The sequence below is a fragment of the Delftia deserti genome, from assembly GCF_042653485.1.
GTDB classification, from domain to species: domain Bacteria; phylum Pseudomonadota; class Gammaproteobacteria; order Burkholderiales; family Burkholderiaceae_C; genus Comamonas; species Comamonas acidovorans.
Genome location: NZ_JBHSIH010000001.1, coordinates 6910569 through 6926345, shown reverse-complemented (window position 1 = coordinate 6926345; position 15777 = coordinate 6910569). Strand labels below are relative to the sequence as shown.

The window sequence follows — 15777 nt, the reverse complement described above, 5'->3', positions numbered from 1 at the left end:
TCCTGTGTTCTCCGTCGTGAAGCGAAATGAATCTCGGGCCGGGCTGCGGCAGGCCGCCGCAGCCGGTCATGGGCCCGCGCGGCGGCGGGACCGGGCAGCGGTCAGAACTTGACGGCCACGTCGATGCCCACCGTGCGCGGCGCGCCAAAGGCGACCTGGGGGGCGAGGGTCAGCGGGTTGACCGCCGCGTCGCGGATGTACTTGCGGTCCGTCAGGTTGCGCACCCACAGGGCAGCCGACCAGCGCTTGTCCTCGATGCCCAGGCGCAGGTTGACCAGGCTGAAGGCCTTGCCCTTCATCTGGTTGGCCGCGTCGTAGTAGACGTCACCGACATGGCTCACCTCGGCGCGCCCCACCAGCTGCAGGCCGTTGCCCAGCAGGTGGCGCTTCTGGACCGCCGCCGAGACGATGCGCCCGGGCGCGAAGGGCACGCGGTTGCCGGTGTAGTCGGTGCCGGCCACGGCATCGCGGTAGGAACGGAACTTGGCGTCCAGATAGCTCAGCGAGGTGGACAGCTGCCAGCCCTGGGGCAGCAGGTAGGCCGCATCGAACTCCAGGCCCTGGTGGCGGGACTTGCCGGCGTTGCGGGTCACCTCGGGGCCGACGCCCAGCGACTGGCCGATCTGCTGGTTGTCGACATTGGTACGGAAGACGGCGGCGTTGAGCTGCAGGCGCTTGTCCTGCGAGGCCAGCTTCAGGCCGGCCTCGTAGTTGATATTGGTCTCGGGCGCATAGGCGCGGTCGGCCTCGCTGAGCACGACGGTGTTGAAGCCGCCACTGCGGTAGCCCTTGGTCACGGTGCCGTACAGCAGGCTGCTGTCGGCGGGCTTGAACATCACGCCGACCTTGGGCGCGGTCTGCGAGAACGAGCGCGCATGGCTTTGCGCCGGCGTGGCGGCCACCTGCGTGCCGCCCATGTAGGAGGCGGATTCGGCCCCGAAGGAGACCGTCTCGCGCTCATGGCGCAGGCCGGCCTGCACGCCCCAGCGCGGCGTGAACCAGTACTCGGCATTGCCGAAGAAGGCCGTGCCGCGCGTGCGGTACAGGCTGCCGGTGAGCGTCTCCACGCCCATGGGCACCATGGCCAGCCGGTCGTTGCCGCGGCGCCGGTCGTTGAACAGGAAGACGCCACCCAGCCAGGACAGGCCGGTGGCCTGGGGATTGCGCGAACCCAGGCGCAGCTCCTGCGTCCACTGGCGCTGCTGGACCGCATAGACGTCATTGGCCATGGGCTGGGGCGTGCCGTCGAACTCGCCCGTGAAGGTGTACTTGTTGTCACGCAGGCCGGTGATCGAGGTCAGGGTGAACAGATCCGTGTCGTAGCGCACCCGCAGCGAGGCGCTGCGCAGGTCCTTGTCGTCGCGGCCCGGGAAGTCGTAGGCCACCTGGTGGGGCCGGGTGTCTTCGAGGCGGCGGCCGGTGGCGGCGGTCTTGTCGTAGTAGCCGTCGCGGATGCGCGCCACTTCCAGGCCCAGGGTGATGTCCAGGCGGTCGTTGGGCAAATAGCGCAGGCGCAGGCGCAGGCCGCGCTCGTCCAGCGGGTCGGCATCGCGCCCCAGGTAGGTGTTGCGGGTGTAGCCGTCACGCTGGACCGAGGCCGCCGAGATGCCCAGGAACAGGTTTTCCTGGTTGATCGGCACATTCATGTCGGCACTGGCCTGGCGCAGGCCATGGTTGCCCAGGCTCACGCGGCCCTCGCCGCGCAGCTGGCCATCGGGCTGGCGCGTCACGATGTTGAGCACCCCGCCCATGGTGTTGCCGCCGTACAGCGTGCCCTGGGGCCCGCGCAGCACCTCCATGCGCTCGATGTCGAACAGCTGCAGATTGGCGGGGAAGGCGAAATGGTCCAGGTAGGGCACGTCGTCCACATACAGCCCGACGCCGGGCGTGTTCAGCCGCTGGCCGATGCCCCGGATGGACAGCAGCGGCGTGCTGCCCGCCTGCAGGTTGTGCAGGCTGCCGATGCGGCCGATCAGGTCGCTGGTGCTGGTGATGCCCTGCTCGCGGGCATCGGCGCCGCTGAGCACGTAGACGCTGGCGCCCACGCTCTGGTTGTCCTGCAGCACCTTCTGGGCCGTAACCTGCACGTCCGGCAGGCCCTGGGCCTCGGGGTCCTGCGCGGCCACCTCCTGCGCCCGCGCCAGGCTGCCGGCCGCGGCCAGTCCGGCAAGCAGGGACAGCGCCAGCGGCCGCATGCGCAGGCGGTTTTTCGGGAAGGCTGCGCGCCCGGGTTTGCTCTGATTCATCTCGGCTCCTCACCACACAAAATGCACATCAATTGCGAACAATTCTCAATCAACGCAGATTGTGCTCAGAGGACTGCCGGGGCGACAGCGCGAGGCACGCGGCCGGCGGAGAGTTAGTGTCGGTCCACGGACTTTTGGTGGCGATAGCCACCATTCAGCGCAGGCTGGCGTGCTCGAACAGGCGCGCCGGCAGGCCGCCGTTGATGCGTGTTTCCTGTGCCAGCAGCACGGTGCGCGAGCGGCCGTCGGCCGAGGTGACCACGGTGCGGGTGCGGCTCCAGGCGTCGCCGAAACGCTGGAAGTCCAGGTAGCTGGCGGTCTTGATCAGCTGGCCCGCGCGGTCCATGTACTCGACCTTGACCGGCAGCCACAGGTCTTCGCGTACCCAGGTCACGCGGCGCGAGTATTCGGAGACGTCGGCGCGCACCGGCCGCGACTCGATCACCTGGCACATGGCCTCGCCGCAGGCCTCGCGGCGCAGCCACTGGTGCGTGTCGTCGTCCACGCTGCGGTCCTGCAGGTCCTCGTTGAGCAGATCGCTGCGCATGAAGGACCCGCGCCGCGCGCTGCCCGCGATGCGGCGCACGATGCGCTCGCTGGGCAGGAACATCCACATGTCGTCGTCGCGCGCGATGTCGTCGTAGTTCCAGGTCAGGTATTTGATGCCGCGCGCATCGGTGGGTTCGTGGAACACCAGCAGGCCGCGGCTCTCGTCGGCCAGGCGCGCCGAATAGCTCTCCAGGCCCCGGCGCAGCACCACGCCGTCGCGCTCGATGGTCATCTGGTAGCGGCGATAGACATCGCGGTGCGTGTCGGCCTGGCGTGCGCGCTGCACGATGTCGCGGGCGTTGGGCTGGGCCGTGGCGGCCGGGCCGGCGGCCTCAGCCGGGGCCGCCGGTGCGCCCTGCGCATGGGCCAGCGCCGATCCGGCGAGCAGCAATGTGGCAAGGGTCTGTCTGAGGGCTTTCTCGCAGAGGCAGGGCATGGCTTCCTTGGGTTCAGGTCGCGGCGATTCCGCCTGCCGATTATTCGGCGCGCACCCGGCTCCCAGTGTTCTGCGCGGCTCCATCAGGGGCCTGAACCGCTTCGCGCAGCGCGCGCGGCTCCTTGCCGAACAGCGCGCGGCAGGCCGCCGCGAAATGCCCGCCGGCGGCCAGCCCCACGCCATGGGCGATGTCGGCGATGGGCAGCGTCGTCTGCTCGATCAGCCGCCGCGCCTCAATCAGCCGTTCGCGGCGCAGCCAGGCATAGGGCGGACTGCCGAAGGCGAGAGGAAAGGCGCGCTTGAGCGCCGCCGGGCTCAGGCCGACCTCGCGCGCCAGCGCCTCGATGCCGGGCGGGTCCTGCATGCGCGTGCGCAGGATGGCGGCGGCACGCAGCACGCGGGCATCGGGCGCGGGCCGTGGGTCGGCACAGGCCGCCGGCGTGGTCAGCAGGCGCATGGCCGCGAAATGGCAGGCCAGCGCGCTGGCCGCATCGGGCTGCGCCAGCCGCGCCGCGATGCGCTCGATGGCCACGGCCGATTCCGCGTCGATGCTGCGCAGGCCCGCCTGCGCGGACCATGGCGCATCGTCGAAGCGCACACAGCCGGGTGTGTCGATCAGCAGCGCATCCAGGGGCGGCGACTGCGGCGGCAGCACCAGGCCCGTGACCTGCCGCGTGCGCCCGAACCAAGCCTGTCCCGCGCAGACGGCGTCACCGTCCACCTGCAGCGCCCCCGCGCGCACGAACAGCGCGGCCAGGCCGGCGCAGTCCAGGGCGGCGGCGCCATGCGCCGGCAGCAGGCGCAGCCGCAGTCCGCTGGGCAGCACCCGCGCGACGGGCGCGAGGGGCGCGTCGGCCTCAGCTGCCATAGCGGCCCGGCACGATGCCGAAGCGCTCGCGGAACTGCCGCGCGAAATGCCCGGCCCGCGTATAGCCCACCGACAGCGCGGCCGCCTTGACCTGCTGGCCCTCGATCAGCGCGCAGCGCGCGGCCTCCAGCCGCAGCGCCTTGACATAGCCGTAGACGCCGCAGCCGAAGAGCTGGGCGAACGCCAGCTTCAGCCGCGAGCCGGACAGGCCGACCTCGCGCGCGATCTCGTTGACGCCGGGCGGGTCCTGCAGCCGGTGCGCCAGGCGCGAGGCCGCATCGAGCGCCTGCTCCAGTTCGAGGGGCGCCAGCTTGCGCCGGGCCGGCGTGCGGCGCTGGGCGTCGATGCGCGCGAACAGGTAGTCCGACAGCAGCTCCAGCACCATGGACTCGCGGCGCAGGCGCTGCAGCGGCGTCTGTCCTTCCTGCGCGACCAGCCGGCGCGCATGGCCGAGCATGGCCGGCGGCATGCCGCCGGCCTCGATCAGCGATACGTCGCGGCCCTCGACGGCGCGGCGCCAGGCGTCGGGCAGGGACAGCTGCCAGCTCTCGGCCCAGCCCAGCACAAACTCGCGCGACACCGACAGGTCCACCGCCGCCAGCCGGTGGCATTGCGACAGCTCGGTGGTCCAGCTGGTCTGCGGCAGCAGCCAGGCAAAGGCGGCGCCCGCGCCGCCGCGCAGCGCGGGCAGGGGCGCCTCGGGCTCGGCGCCGAGCTTGCCGTCCACCACGAAGCACAGGTTGACCAGGCAGCTGGGCTGCTCGGCCGCGATACGGGTGGGCCGGTGCAGGCTGCCCTGGGTCACCCCCAGCAGTAGGCCTTCGTCCAGCGCGCACAGTCGCGTCGCGCCCTGCCCCATGTAGGCCGGCCATTGCATCACGTCGTCGTGCGACAACGCGTGCGGTTCGGGCATGCCGATCTCGATGAGATCCCCGGCGGTGCGTCGCACTTGCATCTTCTTGGAGCCTGTCGGTGACGTCGGTATTGAGAATGATTCTCTGTCAATGATACAGGCCGATGGGCCGGCGCAGGCACGCAGCCGCTCCAGCCAACAGACAAGGTCGCAGCAGGAGCACTGGAAAAAGAAAAACCCCGCAAATCCTGGATTCACGGGGTTGTGGAATTGGTGGGTGATACATGGATCGAACATGTGACCCCTGCCGTGTGAAGGCAGTGCTCTACCGCTGAGCTAATCACCCATGAAGCCGGCTGCGAGGCCAACTTCCTTGGAAAAAAATGGTGGGTGATACATGGATCGAACATGTGACCCCTGCCGTGTGAAGGCAGTGCTCTACCGCTGAGCTAATCACCCATGAAGCCGGCTGCGAGGCCAACTTCCTTGGAAAAAAATGGTGGGTGATACATGGATCGAACATGTGACCCCTGCCGTGTGAAGGCAGTGCTCTACCGCTGAGCTAATCACCCGCGAAGCCGGCTGCGAGGCCAACTTCCTTGGAAAAAATGGTGGGTGATACATGGATCGAACATGTGACCCCTGCCGTGTGAAGGCAGTGCTCTACCGCTGAGCTAATCACCCATATGTCGTTACTGCGACAAGACTTAGATTATGTCATAACTTCTAGGACTGATTTTCGAAGCCGCGCCAAATTGTCTTGCCGCCGCTCGATTTGTCCATCTGCACCATCACATCCTCGTGTGCGGCCAGCTCCTGATCATTGGCGTGCACCACGCGCAGCTTGAAGCTGGCCAGATCCACCTGCGCCACCACCAGCCCACCCTCGGACTGGACAGGCTCCTCCGCCATCAACAGGGCCTCCTGGCCCCGCGTGAGGTTGATATAGACATCGGCCAGCAACTCCGCATCCAGCAACGCGCCGTGCAGCGTGCGCCCGGAATTGTCCACCTCCAGGCGATCGCACAGCGAATCGAGCGAGTTGCGCTTGCCAGGGAACATCTCCTTGGCCATGACCAGGGTGTCGATGACCCCGCTCACGCACTGGAGGATCGGCGGGCGGTTGGCGAGCTCAAGTTCCTTGTTCAGGAACCCCAGGTCAAAGGGCGCGTTGTGGATGATCAGCTCGGCGCCCTGCAGGTATTCCCAGATCTCCTCGACCTTGTGCTCGAAGCGCGGCTTGTCCTTGAGGAATTCGGTGGTGATGCCGTGCACGCGCAGCGCGTCCGGATGGCTGTCGCGCCCCGCATTGAAATACAGATGCAGGTTGTTGCCGGTCAGCTTGCGGTTGACCATCTCCACGCAGCCCAGCTCGATGAGCCGGTCGCCGTTGTCGGCTGACAGGCCAGTGGTTTCAGTGTCGAGAATGATTTGACGCGACATGTGCTGGCCCTCAGTGGTTTTCCTTGGCGTGATTGAGCGAGTACTTGGGAATCTCGATGGTCACGTCCTCGCGTGCCAGGATGGCCTGGCAGGACAGGCGGGACTGCGGCTGCAGACCCCAGGCACGGTCCAGCAGGTCTTCTTCCTCTTCCTCGGCCTCGTTCAGCGAGTTGTAGCCCGCCTTGACCACCACATGGCAGGTGGTGCAGGCGCAGCTCATGTCGCAGGCATGCTCGATCTTGATGTTGTTGTCCAGCAGGGCCTCGCAGATCGAGGTTCCGGCGGGCGCCTCGATTTCGGCTCCCTGGGGACAGTATTCGGCGTGGGGAAGTATTTTGATAACGGGCATGACGGATCTGCTGTCGGATCAGAAATCAGGAAAGGGATTGCACGCTCTTGCCGGCCAGGGCCTGCTGGATGCTGCGGTTCATGCGCTCGGCGGCAAAGGACTCCGTGCCCTTGGCCAGCGCTTGCGTTGCGGCCTCGATGACGGCGGCATCCTCGGAGCCCACGCTGGCGCGCAGGGAGTCGATCAGCGTATCGATGGCTGCGCGCTGGTCCGCGGCGAGCACATCGCCATCGGCCTGCAGAGCGCTCTCGGTGGCCATCAGCATGCGATCGGCGTCGACACGTGCCTCCACCAGTGCGCGGGCCTGCATGTCCTGCTGGGCCGTGGCAAAGCCGTCCTGCAGCATGCGGGCAACCTCGTCATCCGACAGGCCGTACGAAGGCTTGACATGGATATGGGCCTCGACGCCGCTGGTCTGCTCCTTCGCACCTACCGACAGCAGGCCGTCGGCATCCACGGTGAAGGTCACACGAATGCGGGCCGCGCCGGCCGCCATGGGCGGAATGCCGCGCAGCTCGAAACGCGCCAGGCTGCGGCAGTCCGCCACCAGGTCGCGCTCGCCCTGCACCACATGGACGGCCAGGGCCGTCTGACCATCCTTGTAGGTGGTGAAGTCCTGGGCACGGGCAGTGGGAATGGTCTCGTTGCGGCTGATGATCCGCTCGACAAGGCCGCCCATGGTCTCCACGCCCAGGGACAGAGGAATCACGTCGAGCAGCAGCATGTCGCCGCTGGAGCTATTGCCAGCGAGCTGGTTGGCCTGGATGGCTGCGCCCAGCGCGACGACTTCGTCGGGGTTGAGGTTGATGAGGGGATCGCGGCCAAAGAACTCGGCCACGGCCTCGCGCACCTGGGGCATGCGGGTGGAACCGCCGACCAGCACCACGCCCTGCACTTCATCGCGTGCCAGGCCCGCATCCTTGAGTGCACGGCGCACGGCCGCCAGCGAACGTGCTGTCAGATGGGCGGTGCTCGCATCGAAATCGCTGCGCTTTACGTCGAAATGCACGGCGCCGGTAGACAGCTCGGCCGTGAGCGTTGCGACCTGTGCATCCGTCAATGCCTGCTTGCAAAGGCGCGCCGCCATGCGCCAGCGGGCCTTGTCCTCGGCCGTCTGGGGAACCACGCCGGCCTGCTGCGCCACCCACTCGGCCAGGGCCGCATCGTAGTCGTCGCCCCCCAGGGCCGAATCGCCGCCAGTGGAGACGACCTCGAACACGCCCCGGGACAGGCGCAGGACAGAAATGTCGAAAGTACCGCCACCCAGGTCGTAGACCGCGTAGACCCCTTCGGAGCCATTGTCCAGGCCGTAGGCAATGGCGGCAGCCGTGGGCTCGTTGATCAGGCGCAGCAGGTTGATGCCGGCGAGCTTTGCCGCATCCTTGGTGGCCTGGCGCTGCGCGTCGTCAAAGTAGGCAGGCACGGTGATGACCGCGCCATGGATATCGTCATTGAAGGTGTCCTCGGCGCGAAAGCGCAGCGTGGCCAGGATCTCGGCGCTGACCTCCACGGCTGTCTTGGTGCCATCGACGGTCTCGATCCCGATCACGCCGCGGCCTGCCTCCTGCTCCGCAAAGCGGTAAGGCAGCTTTTCCGGCGCATCGATGTCAGCCAGCGTGCGGCCCATGAAGCGCTTGGCCGAGGCAATGGTGTTGCCCGCATCGGTAGACAGTGCAGCCTGGGCGGCGTGGCCGATCTCGCGGCGGCCCTGGGGCAGATAGCGCACGACAGAAGGCAGCAGCACCCGGCCCTGGTCATCCGGCAGACATTCGGCCACGCCATTGCGGACAGCTGCGACCAGCGAATGCGTGGTGCCCAGGTCGATGCCCACGGCAATGCGCCGCTGGTGGGGATCGGGGGACTGACCGGGTTCGGAAATCTGCAAAAGCGCCATGGAAATACTCGGGGAAATTGCAGGTCCGGGCCAGCCGGCCTGCCTTGTGAATGAGGGTCTCTCGTGGGAGGTACGGGTCGCGGGCTATTGTCCCAGTTGATCGCGGCGACGCTCTATGTCCTGCGCAAATCGCGCAACAAACATGAGGGCTCTGACCTGCTGCACAGCCGCCTGCGCATCGTGCAGCTCATCCAGCTGACGTCCGCATTCGGCCAGCATGCTCTTTCTCGCCTGCAGCACCTCGTCGTCCAGCGCATCCAGGGCGGCCTCGTCCTGCGCCTCTTCCAACGCCTCGCGCCACTCCATTTGCTGCATCAGAAAGGCCGTGGGCATGGACGTGTTGTCCTCGGCACGCACGGGGGCGCCCAGCAACTCGCAGAGATAGGCTGCGCGCCTGAGCGGCTCTTTCAGCCGCTGGTAGGCCTCGTTGATGCGCACCGACCATTGCATGGCCACGCGCTGCGCAGCAGCTCCCTGCGAAGCGAAGCGGTCGGGGTGGGCCTCGCGTTGCAATTCCTTCCAGCGCGCATCAATGGTGCTGCGCTCCTGCGCAAATTGGCGCGGCAGCGCAAACAGCTCGAAATCGTCCGATTGCAGGTTCATGTCGATAAAAAGCCGCCAGCACCGAAGCGATGGCGGCCTCTTGAGGGAGTAGAAAAAATCAGGGCCTGCCGGTCATGCCGCCAGGCCACAAGGGCCCGGCCACCCGGCAGATGCCGGTCAGATGCGAAAGCTCTCGCCGCAACCGCAGCGATCACGCTCGTTGGGGTTGTGGAACTTGAAGCCTTCGTTCAAGCCCTCACGCACGAAATCCAGTTCCGTGCCGTCGATATAGGCCAGGCTCTTGGGATCGACCAGCACCTTGATGCCGTGGTCCTCGAAGATCACGTCCTCGGGCAATTGCTCGTCCACATACTCCAGCTTGTAGGCCAGGCCAGAGCAGCCCGTGGTCTTGACCCCGAGGCGCACGCCGATGCCCTTGCCGCGGCGCGACAGGTAGCGGCTCACATGGCGGGCCGCAGAATCGGTCAGCGAGATCGCCATATCAGGCGGCCACCACCGCAGTGCGCTTGGCACGGTAGTCATCGACTGCTGCCTTGATGGCGTCTTCGGCCAGGATGGAGCAGTGCACCTTGACGGGAGGCAGAGCCAGCTCTTCGGCGATCTGGCTGTTCTTCAGCGCAGCCGCCTCATCCAGCGTCTTGCCCTTGACCCACTCGGTCACCAGCGAAGACGAGGCAATCGCGGAACCGCAGCCATAGGTCTTGAAACGCGCATCCTCGATGACGCCGGTTTCGGGGTTGACCTTGATCTGCAGCTTCATCACGTCGCCGCAGGCAGGAGCGCCGACCATGCCGGTGCCCACCGATTCGTCGTTCTTGTCGAACGAGCCCACGTTGCGGGGATTTTCGTAGTGGTCTACCACTTTGTCGGAATAAGCCATGATGTCTACCTCTTCAATACTTGATTCGCGTGCCTGCCAATGCTCAGTGAGCCGCCCATTGGATGGTGCTGAGGTCGATGCCGTCCTTGAACATCTCCCACAGCGGGCTGAGTTCGCGCAGCTTGACCACATTGGTGCGGATGGTGCTGATCGCGTAGTCGATTTCCTCTTCGGTGGTGAAGCGGCCGATCGTCATGCGCAGGCTGCTGTGCGCCAGTTCGTCGCTGCGGCCAAGTGCACGCAGCACATAGCTGGGCTCCAGGCTGGCCGATGTACAGGCCGATCCCGAGGACACCGCCAGACCCTTGATGCCCATGATGAGCGACTCGCCTTCGACGAAGTTGAAGCTCATGTTCAGGTTCTGCGGCACACGGTGCTCCATGCTGCCGTTGATGAAGACCTGCTCCAGATCCTTCAAGCCGTTGAGCAGACGCTGCTGCAGCGCGTAGGCCTTGGCGTTGCTTTCAGCCATCTCTTCCTTGGCAATGCGGAAGGCCTCGCCCATGCCGACGATCTGATGCGTGGGCAGCGTGCCCGAGCGCATGCCGCGCTCATGGCCACCACCGTGGATCTGCGCTTCCAGACGCACACGTGGCTTGCGACGCACATACAGGGCACCCACGCCCTTGGGGCCATAGGTCTTGTGCGCGGTCATGCTCATCAGATCCACCGGCAGCTTGGACATGTCGATCTCCACGCGGCCCGTGGCCTGCGCAGCATCCACATGGAACAGGATGCCCTTCTCACGGCACAGCGCGCCGATGGCGGGAATGTCCTGGATGACGCCGATCTCGTTGTTCACGAAGAGCACGCTGACCAGAATGGTGTCCGGGCGCAGCGCGGCCTTGAATGCCTCGATGTCGAGCAGGCCATCTGGCTGCACGTCCATGTAGGTCACCTCAAAGCCCTGGCGCTCGAGTTCACGCATGGTGTCGAGCACGGCCTTGTGCTCGGTCTTGAGCGTGATCAGGTGCTTGCCCTTGCCCTGGTAGAAATGAGCTGCGCCCTTGATGGCGAGATTGATGGATTCGGTGGCGCCGCTGGTCCAGACAATCTCACGGGGATCCGCGCCGATCAGGTCCGCGACCTGGCCGCGGGCCTTCTCGATGGCCTCCTCGGCTTCCCAACCCCAGGCATGGCTGCGCGATGCGGCGTTGCCGAAATGCTCACGCAGCCAAGGAATCATGGCGTCCACCACGCGAGGGTCCACGGGGGTGGTCGCACCATAGTCGAGATAGATGGGGAAATGCGGGGTCATGTCCATGACTGGCTCTTATCAAAGTTCCGGCTGGCAAAAATCGGGAAGGCGATGAACTCCGGTGAATCCATCCAGGCGGACAACACCGCGCCACACAGCCATGCGCGGCGGTGCCCTGCCCTCAGGGTGTCAAAAGTCGATCAGGACTTGGCGAAGGCGTTGCCCAGCGCGAATACCGAGTTCGGAGCATTCACACGGATGGGCTTGACCACGGGAGCCGTGGAAATCGCGCGGCGCACCACGGGCTTGTCCTCGATCTGGATGCCCTTGGCCAGTTGTTCGTCCACGAGCTTTTGCAGCGTCACGGAATCGAGGAACTCGACCATGCGCTGGTTCAGTGCAGCCCACAGCTCGTGCGTCATGCAGCGGCCGGCTTCGCCCAGGCAATTTTCCTTGCCGCCACACTGGGTGGCGTCAATGGGCTCGTCCACGGAGACGATGATGTCGGCCACGGTGATGTCGCCAGCCTTGCGGGCAAGTGTGTAGCCGCCGCCGGGTCCACGCGTGGACTCGACGAGTTCATGGCGGCGCAGCTTGCCGAACAGCTGTTCGAGATACGACAGGGAAATCTGTTGCCGCTGGCTGATGGCAGCCAGCGTGACAGGGCCGTTGTTCTGGCGCAGGGCCAGATCGATCATGGCAGTGACCGCAAAACGGCCTTTGGTGGTGAGACGCATTACGAGCTCCTTCAGTCAGGCTTGTACGTTACAGAAACACCCGCTCCAGCGATTTGACTGGAGTTGGGCTCAGTCTCCGCCCTTACTCCGTCCTGTTCAAAAGGTTCAGAGCCCTTCTTTTCATCGAAGTTTTTGTTGTTGTTGAGTGTTGACCCTTAGTGTACCACATTCCCCATCAATTTTGTCGGGTAACAAGAGCCAACAGTCTTCAGACAAGACACCGCCTCAGGAAACCTGCGCGGAAGAACCCCCGAACAGTTGCTCCTTGAGCAGTGCCAGCTGATCGCGCACCCGCGCAGCCTGTTCGAACTCCAGGCTGCGCGCATGTTCGAGCATCTGCTTCTCCAGACGCTTGATTTCCTTGGCCACATCTTTTTCAGACATGTCCTCGACACGCGCTCTTTCGAGCTGATTGGCCTGCAGGCGTTCCGCTTCCTTGCCACTTTTTTCGCTGTAGACACCATCAATCAGGTCTTTCACCCGCTTGACAATCTGCTTGGGCTCGATCCCGTTTTCCTCGTTGAAGCTTATTTGCTTGGCGCGACGGCGCTCGGTCTCGCCAATGGCCTTCTTCATGGACTCCGTGACCCGGTCCGCATAGAGAATGGCCTTGCCATGCAGGTTGCGCGCCGCGCGGCCGATGGTCTGGATGAGGCTGCGTTCGGCGCGAAGAAAGCCCTCCTTGTCGGCATCGAGGATGGCGACCAGCGAGACTTCGGGGATGTCCAGCCCCTCTCGCAGCAGGTTGATGCCCACGAGCACGTCGAAGACGCCCAGGCGCAGGTCGCGAATGATCTCCACGCGCTCCACGGTTTCCACGTCGGAGTGCAGATAGCGCACCTTGACGCCGTTTTCACTCAGGTAGTCGGTGAGCTGCTCGGCCATGCGCTTGGTCAGCGTGGTGATGAGAACGCGCTCCGTGCGCTCGACGCGCAGGCGGATTTCCTGCAGCACGTCGTCCACCTGATTGGTGGCCGGGCGCACTTCGATTTCAGGATCGATGAGGCCTGTGGGCCGAACGACCTGATCCACGACCTGGCCCGAGTGGGTCTTTTCGTAGTCTGCCGGCGTGGCAGAGACAAAGATGACCTGGCGCATGCGCCGCTCGAATTCCTCGAATTTGAGCGGCCGGTTGTCCAGTGCAGAAGGCAGCCGAAAGCCGTATTCCACCAGCGTGGTCTTGCGCGAGCGGTCGCCGCTGTACATGGCGTTGAGCTGGCCGATCATCTGGTGGCTCTCGTCCAGGAACATGAGGGCGTCGCCGGGCAGGTAGTCGGTCAGGGTGCTGGGCGGCTCGCCGGGTGCAGCGCCTGAGAGGTGGCGGGTGTAGTTCTCGATGCCCTTGCAGTGGCCGACCTCGGTGAGCATCTCCAGATCGAAGCGCGTGCGCTGCTCCAGGCGCTGGGCCTCGACCAGCTTGCCGTCACCCACCAGTTGCTTGAGCCGCTCGGCCAGCTCCAGCTTGATGGTTTCCACGGCGGCCAGCACCTTGTCGCGCGGCGTGACGTAGTGGCTGCTGGGGTAGACGGTGAAGCGGGGGATGCTCTGGCGCACGCGGCCCGTCAGCGGATCGAACAGTTGCAAGCTTTCGACCTCGTCGTCGAAAAGTTCGATGCGGATGGCCAGCTCGGAGTGCTCGGCGGGGAAGACGTCGATGGTGTCGCCGCGCACGCGGAACTTGCCCCGGCTGAAGTCCTGGTCGTTGCGCTGGTACTGCATGCGGATCAGTTGCGCGATGACATCGCGCTGGTTGATGCGGTCGCCGGTGCGCAGCGTCATGATCATGCGGTGGTAGCTTTCGGGCTCACCGATGCCGTAGATGGCCGAGACCGTGGCGACGATGACCACGTCGCGCCGCTCCATCAGGCTTTTGGTGCACGACAGCCGCATCTGCTCGATGTGCTCGTTGATGGCGCTGTCCTTTTCGATGAACAGGTCGCGCTGGGGCACATAGGCCTCGGGCTGGTAGTAGTCGTAGTAGCTGACGAAGTATTCGACGGAGTTCTTGGGAAAGAACTCGCGGAATTCGCTGTACAGCTGCGCTGCCAGCGTCTTGTTGGGCGCGAAGACGATGGCCGGGCGGCCCAGGCGGGCAATCACGTTGGCCATGGTGAAGGTCTTGCCCGAGCCCGTCACGCCCAGCAGGGTCTGGAACGATTCGCCGTCCTGGATGCCTTCGACCAGCTTTTCAATGGCTGCGGGCTGATCGCCGGCCGGCGGATAGGGCTGGAACAGCTCGAAGGGGGAGTCCGCGAAATGCACGAACTGGCCGGAGGCCTCAGGTGCTGGAGAGGAATCAGAGACTTCGTGCATGACGTGGGTTCGCAAAAGTGAGTATCGGCCGGCGAGATCGCTAGAATTCATGGGTTAACCCGAAAGCCTACCGTAGCTTGGGGCTAGCCGCGTTTTTTCCACCTCCCAAGACATCCCAAGGACGCTTCATGTCTCTGTTTACCGCCGTCGAAATGGCCCCCCGCGACCCCATCCTGGGTCTGAACGAGCAGTTCGCTGCCGACACCAACCCCAGCAAGGTGAATCTGGGCGTGGGCGTGTACTTCGACGACAACGGCAAGTTGCCCCTGCTCGAATGCGTGCAGGCCGCCGAGAAGGCGATGATGGACAAGCCCACGGCCCGCGGCTACCTGCCCATCGACGGCATCGCTGCCTATGATGCCGCAGTCAAGGGCCTGGTGTTCGGCGCCGAGTCCGACGTCGTCAAGTCCGGCCGCGTGTCCACGGTGCAGGCCATCGGCGGCACCGGCGGCCTGAAGATCGGCGCCGACTTCCTCAAGAAGATCAGCCCCGCCGCGAAGGTGCTGATCTCCGACCCGAGCTGGGAAAACCACAAGGCCATCTTCACCAATGCCGGCTTCGAAGTGGGCACCTATGCCTACTACGACGCAGTCAACCGCAAGGTGAACTTCGAAGGCATGCTGGCCGACCTGAACGCGGCAGCCGCCGGCACCATCGTGGTGCTGCACGCCTGCTGCCACAACCCGACCGGCTATGACATCACGGCCGAGCAGTGGGACCAGGTGATCGCCGCCGTCAAGGCCAAGGGCCTGGTGGCCTTCCTCGACATGGCCTACCAGGGCTTTGGCCACGGCATTGCCGAAGACGGCGCCGTGATCGGCAAGTTCGTGGCTGCCGGCCTGAACATCTTCGTCTCGACCTCGTTCTCCAAGAGCTTCAGCCTGTACGGCGAGCGCGTGGGCGCACTGTCGGTGGTGGCCAACGACAAGGAAGAGGCGGCCCGCGTGCTGAGCCAGCTCAAGATCGTGATCCGCACCAACTACTCCAACCCGCCCACCCATGGCGGCGCCGTGGTGGCCGCCGTGCTGAACAACCCCGAGCTGCGCGCCCTGTGGGAAAAGGAACTGGGCGAGATGCGCGTGCGCATCAAGGCCATGCGCCAGAAGCTGGTTGACGGCCTGAAGGCTGCCGGTGTCCAGCAGGACATGGGCTTCATCACCACCCAGATCGGCATGTTCAGCTACTCCGGCCTGAGCAAGGACCAGATGGTGCGCCTGCGCACCGAGTTCGGCGTCTACGGCACGGATACGGGCCGCATGTGCGTGGCCGCGCTGAACAGCAAGAACATCGACTACGTCTGCCAGTCGATCGCCAAGGTGGTCTGACCGTCACCCAGCCACCCGGCCCTGCGCCGGGTTGCAAAGCATGCCGCCGGCGCGCCCTGCCCTGGCGGCATTTTCTTTGTGCGGGCGGGTTTTGCATCCTCGCAGTCCGGTATGCGCCAGGT

14 protein-coding genes and 4 tRNA genes are annotated in these 15777 nt (G+C 65.3%); 1 reads left to right on the top strand and 17 read right to left on the bottom strand.

All coding sequences use genetic code 11. The features are described from left to right. Positions 1–101 precede the first annotated feature (101 nt). From ACFPFG_RS32630 to uvrB, 17 genes are all read right to left on the bottom strand, one after another. The gene (locus tag ACFPFG_RS32630) at positions 102–2246 is read right to left on the bottom strand and encodes a TonB-dependent receptor (RefSeq protein ID WP_380110014.1); all 2145 of its coding nucleotides are present in this window, start codon (positions 2244–2246) and stop codon (positions 102–104) included. Positions 2247–2400: 154 nt separating this feature from the next. Further along, complete coding sequence (locus tag ACFPFG_RS32625; RefSeq protein ID WP_183021962.1) at positions 2401–3231, bottom strand: outer membrane lipoprotein-sorting protein; 831 nt, start codon at positions 3229–3231, stop codon at positions 2401–2403. A 40-nt stretch (positions 3232–3271) separates the two neighbouring features. Then, the gene (locus ACFPFG_RS32620; protein ID WP_197956102.1) at positions 3272–4099 is read right to left on the bottom strand and encodes an AraC family transcriptional regulator; all 828 of its coding nucleotides are present in this window, start codon (positions 4097–4099) and stop codon (positions 3272–3274) included. Then, a complete protein-coding gene (locus tag ACFPFG_RS32615; RefSeq protein WP_183021960.1) occupies positions 4089–5054 on the bottom strand; it encodes a helix-turn-helix transcriptional regulator in 966 nt (321 codons plus the stop codon). The genes ACFPFG_RS32620 and ACFPFG_RS32615 overlap by 11 nt, the downstream gene beginning before the upstream one ends. A gap of 169 nt (positions 5055–5223) precedes the next feature. Next, a tRNA-Val gene (locus ACFPFG_RS32610) sits at positions 5224–5298 on the bottom strand. A 38-nt stretch (positions 5299–5336) separates the two neighbouring features. After that, positions 5337–5411: transfer RNA gene (locus ACFPFG_RS32605), tRNA-Val, on the bottom strand. Between the two features lie 38 nt (positions 5412–5449). Then, positions 5450–5524: transfer RNA gene (locus tag ACFPFG_RS32600), tRNA-Val, on the bottom strand. A gap of 37 nt (positions 5525–5561) precedes the next feature. Continuing rightward, positions 5562–5636, bottom strand: a tRNA-Val gene (locus ACFPFG_RS32595). Between the two features lie 42 nt (positions 5637–5678). After that, positions 5679–6395 (bottom strand): DNA polymerase III subunit epsilon, encoded by a 717-nt coding sequence (dnaQ, locus tag ACFPFG_RS32590; RefSeq protein WP_183021959.1) that lies wholly within the window; start codon positions 6393–6395, stop codon positions 5679–5681. 10 nt (positions 6396–6405) lie between these two features. Continuing rightward, a complete protein-coding gene (gene fdx / locus ACFPFG_RS32585) occupies positions 6406–6744 on the bottom strand; it encodes an ISC system 2Fe-2S type ferredoxin (protein ID WP_013802212.1) in 339 nt (112 codons plus the stop codon). Positions 6745–6769: 25 nt separating this feature from the next. Continuing rightward, positions 6770–8638, bottom strand: a complete 1869-nt coding sequence (gene hscA, locus ACFPFG_RS32580; protein ID WP_183021958.1) for a Fe-S protein assembly chaperone HscA — start codon at positions 8636–8638, stop codon at positions 6770–6772. An 84-nt stretch (positions 8639–8722) separates the two neighbouring features. Further along, entirely contained in the window at positions 8723–9241 is a 519-nt protein-coding gene (gene hscB / locus ACFPFG_RS32575; RefSeq protein ID WP_012205821.1) for a Fe-S protein assembly co-chaperone HscB, read from the bottom strand. A gap of 117 nt (positions 9242–9358) precedes the next feature. After that, the gene (iscA, locus tag ACFPFG_RS32570; protein WP_012205822.1) at positions 9359–9682 is read right to left on the bottom strand and encodes an iron-sulfur cluster assembly protein IscA; all 324 of its coding nucleotides are present in this window, start codon (positions 9680–9682) and stop codon (positions 9359–9361) included. A 1-nt stretch (position 9683) separates the two neighbouring features. Further along, the gene (gene iscU, locus ACFPFG_RS32565; RefSeq protein WP_012205823.1) at positions 9684–10082 is read right to left on the bottom strand and encodes a Fe-S cluster assembly scaffold IscU; all 399 of its coding nucleotides are present in this window, start codon (positions 10080–10082) and stop codon (positions 9684–9686) included. A 43-nt stretch (positions 10083–10125) separates the two neighbouring features. Beyond that, on the bottom strand, positions 10126–11346 hold the full coding sequence (locus ACFPFG_RS32560; protein ID WP_096916439.1) for an IscS subfamily cysteine desulfurase: 1221 nt from the start codon (positions 11344–11346) through the stop codon (positions 10126–10128). Positions 11347–11480: 134 nt separating this feature from the next. Further along, a complete protein-coding gene (gene iscR, locus ACFPFG_RS32555; RefSeq protein ID WP_012205825.1) occupies positions 11481–12017 on the bottom strand; it encodes a Fe-S cluster assembly transcriptional regulator IscR in 537 nt (178 codons plus the stop codon). A 225-nt stretch (positions 12018–12242) separates the two neighbouring features. After that, a complete protein-coding gene (gene uvrB / locus ACFPFG_RS32550) occupies positions 12243–14330 on the bottom strand; it encodes an excinuclease ABC subunit UvrB (RefSeq protein WP_183021957.1) in 2088 nt (695 codons plus the stop codon). Between the two features lie 128 nt (positions 14331–14458). Between uvrB and ACFPFG_RS32545 the strand changes: the two genes are divergently transcribed. Then, positions 14459–15655 (top strand): amino acid aminotransferase, encoded by a 1197-nt coding sequence (locus ACFPFG_RS32545; protein ID WP_012205827.1) that lies wholly within the window; start codon positions 14459–14461, stop codon positions 15653–15655. The last annotated feature ends 122 nt before the right edge of the window (positions 15656–15777 follow it).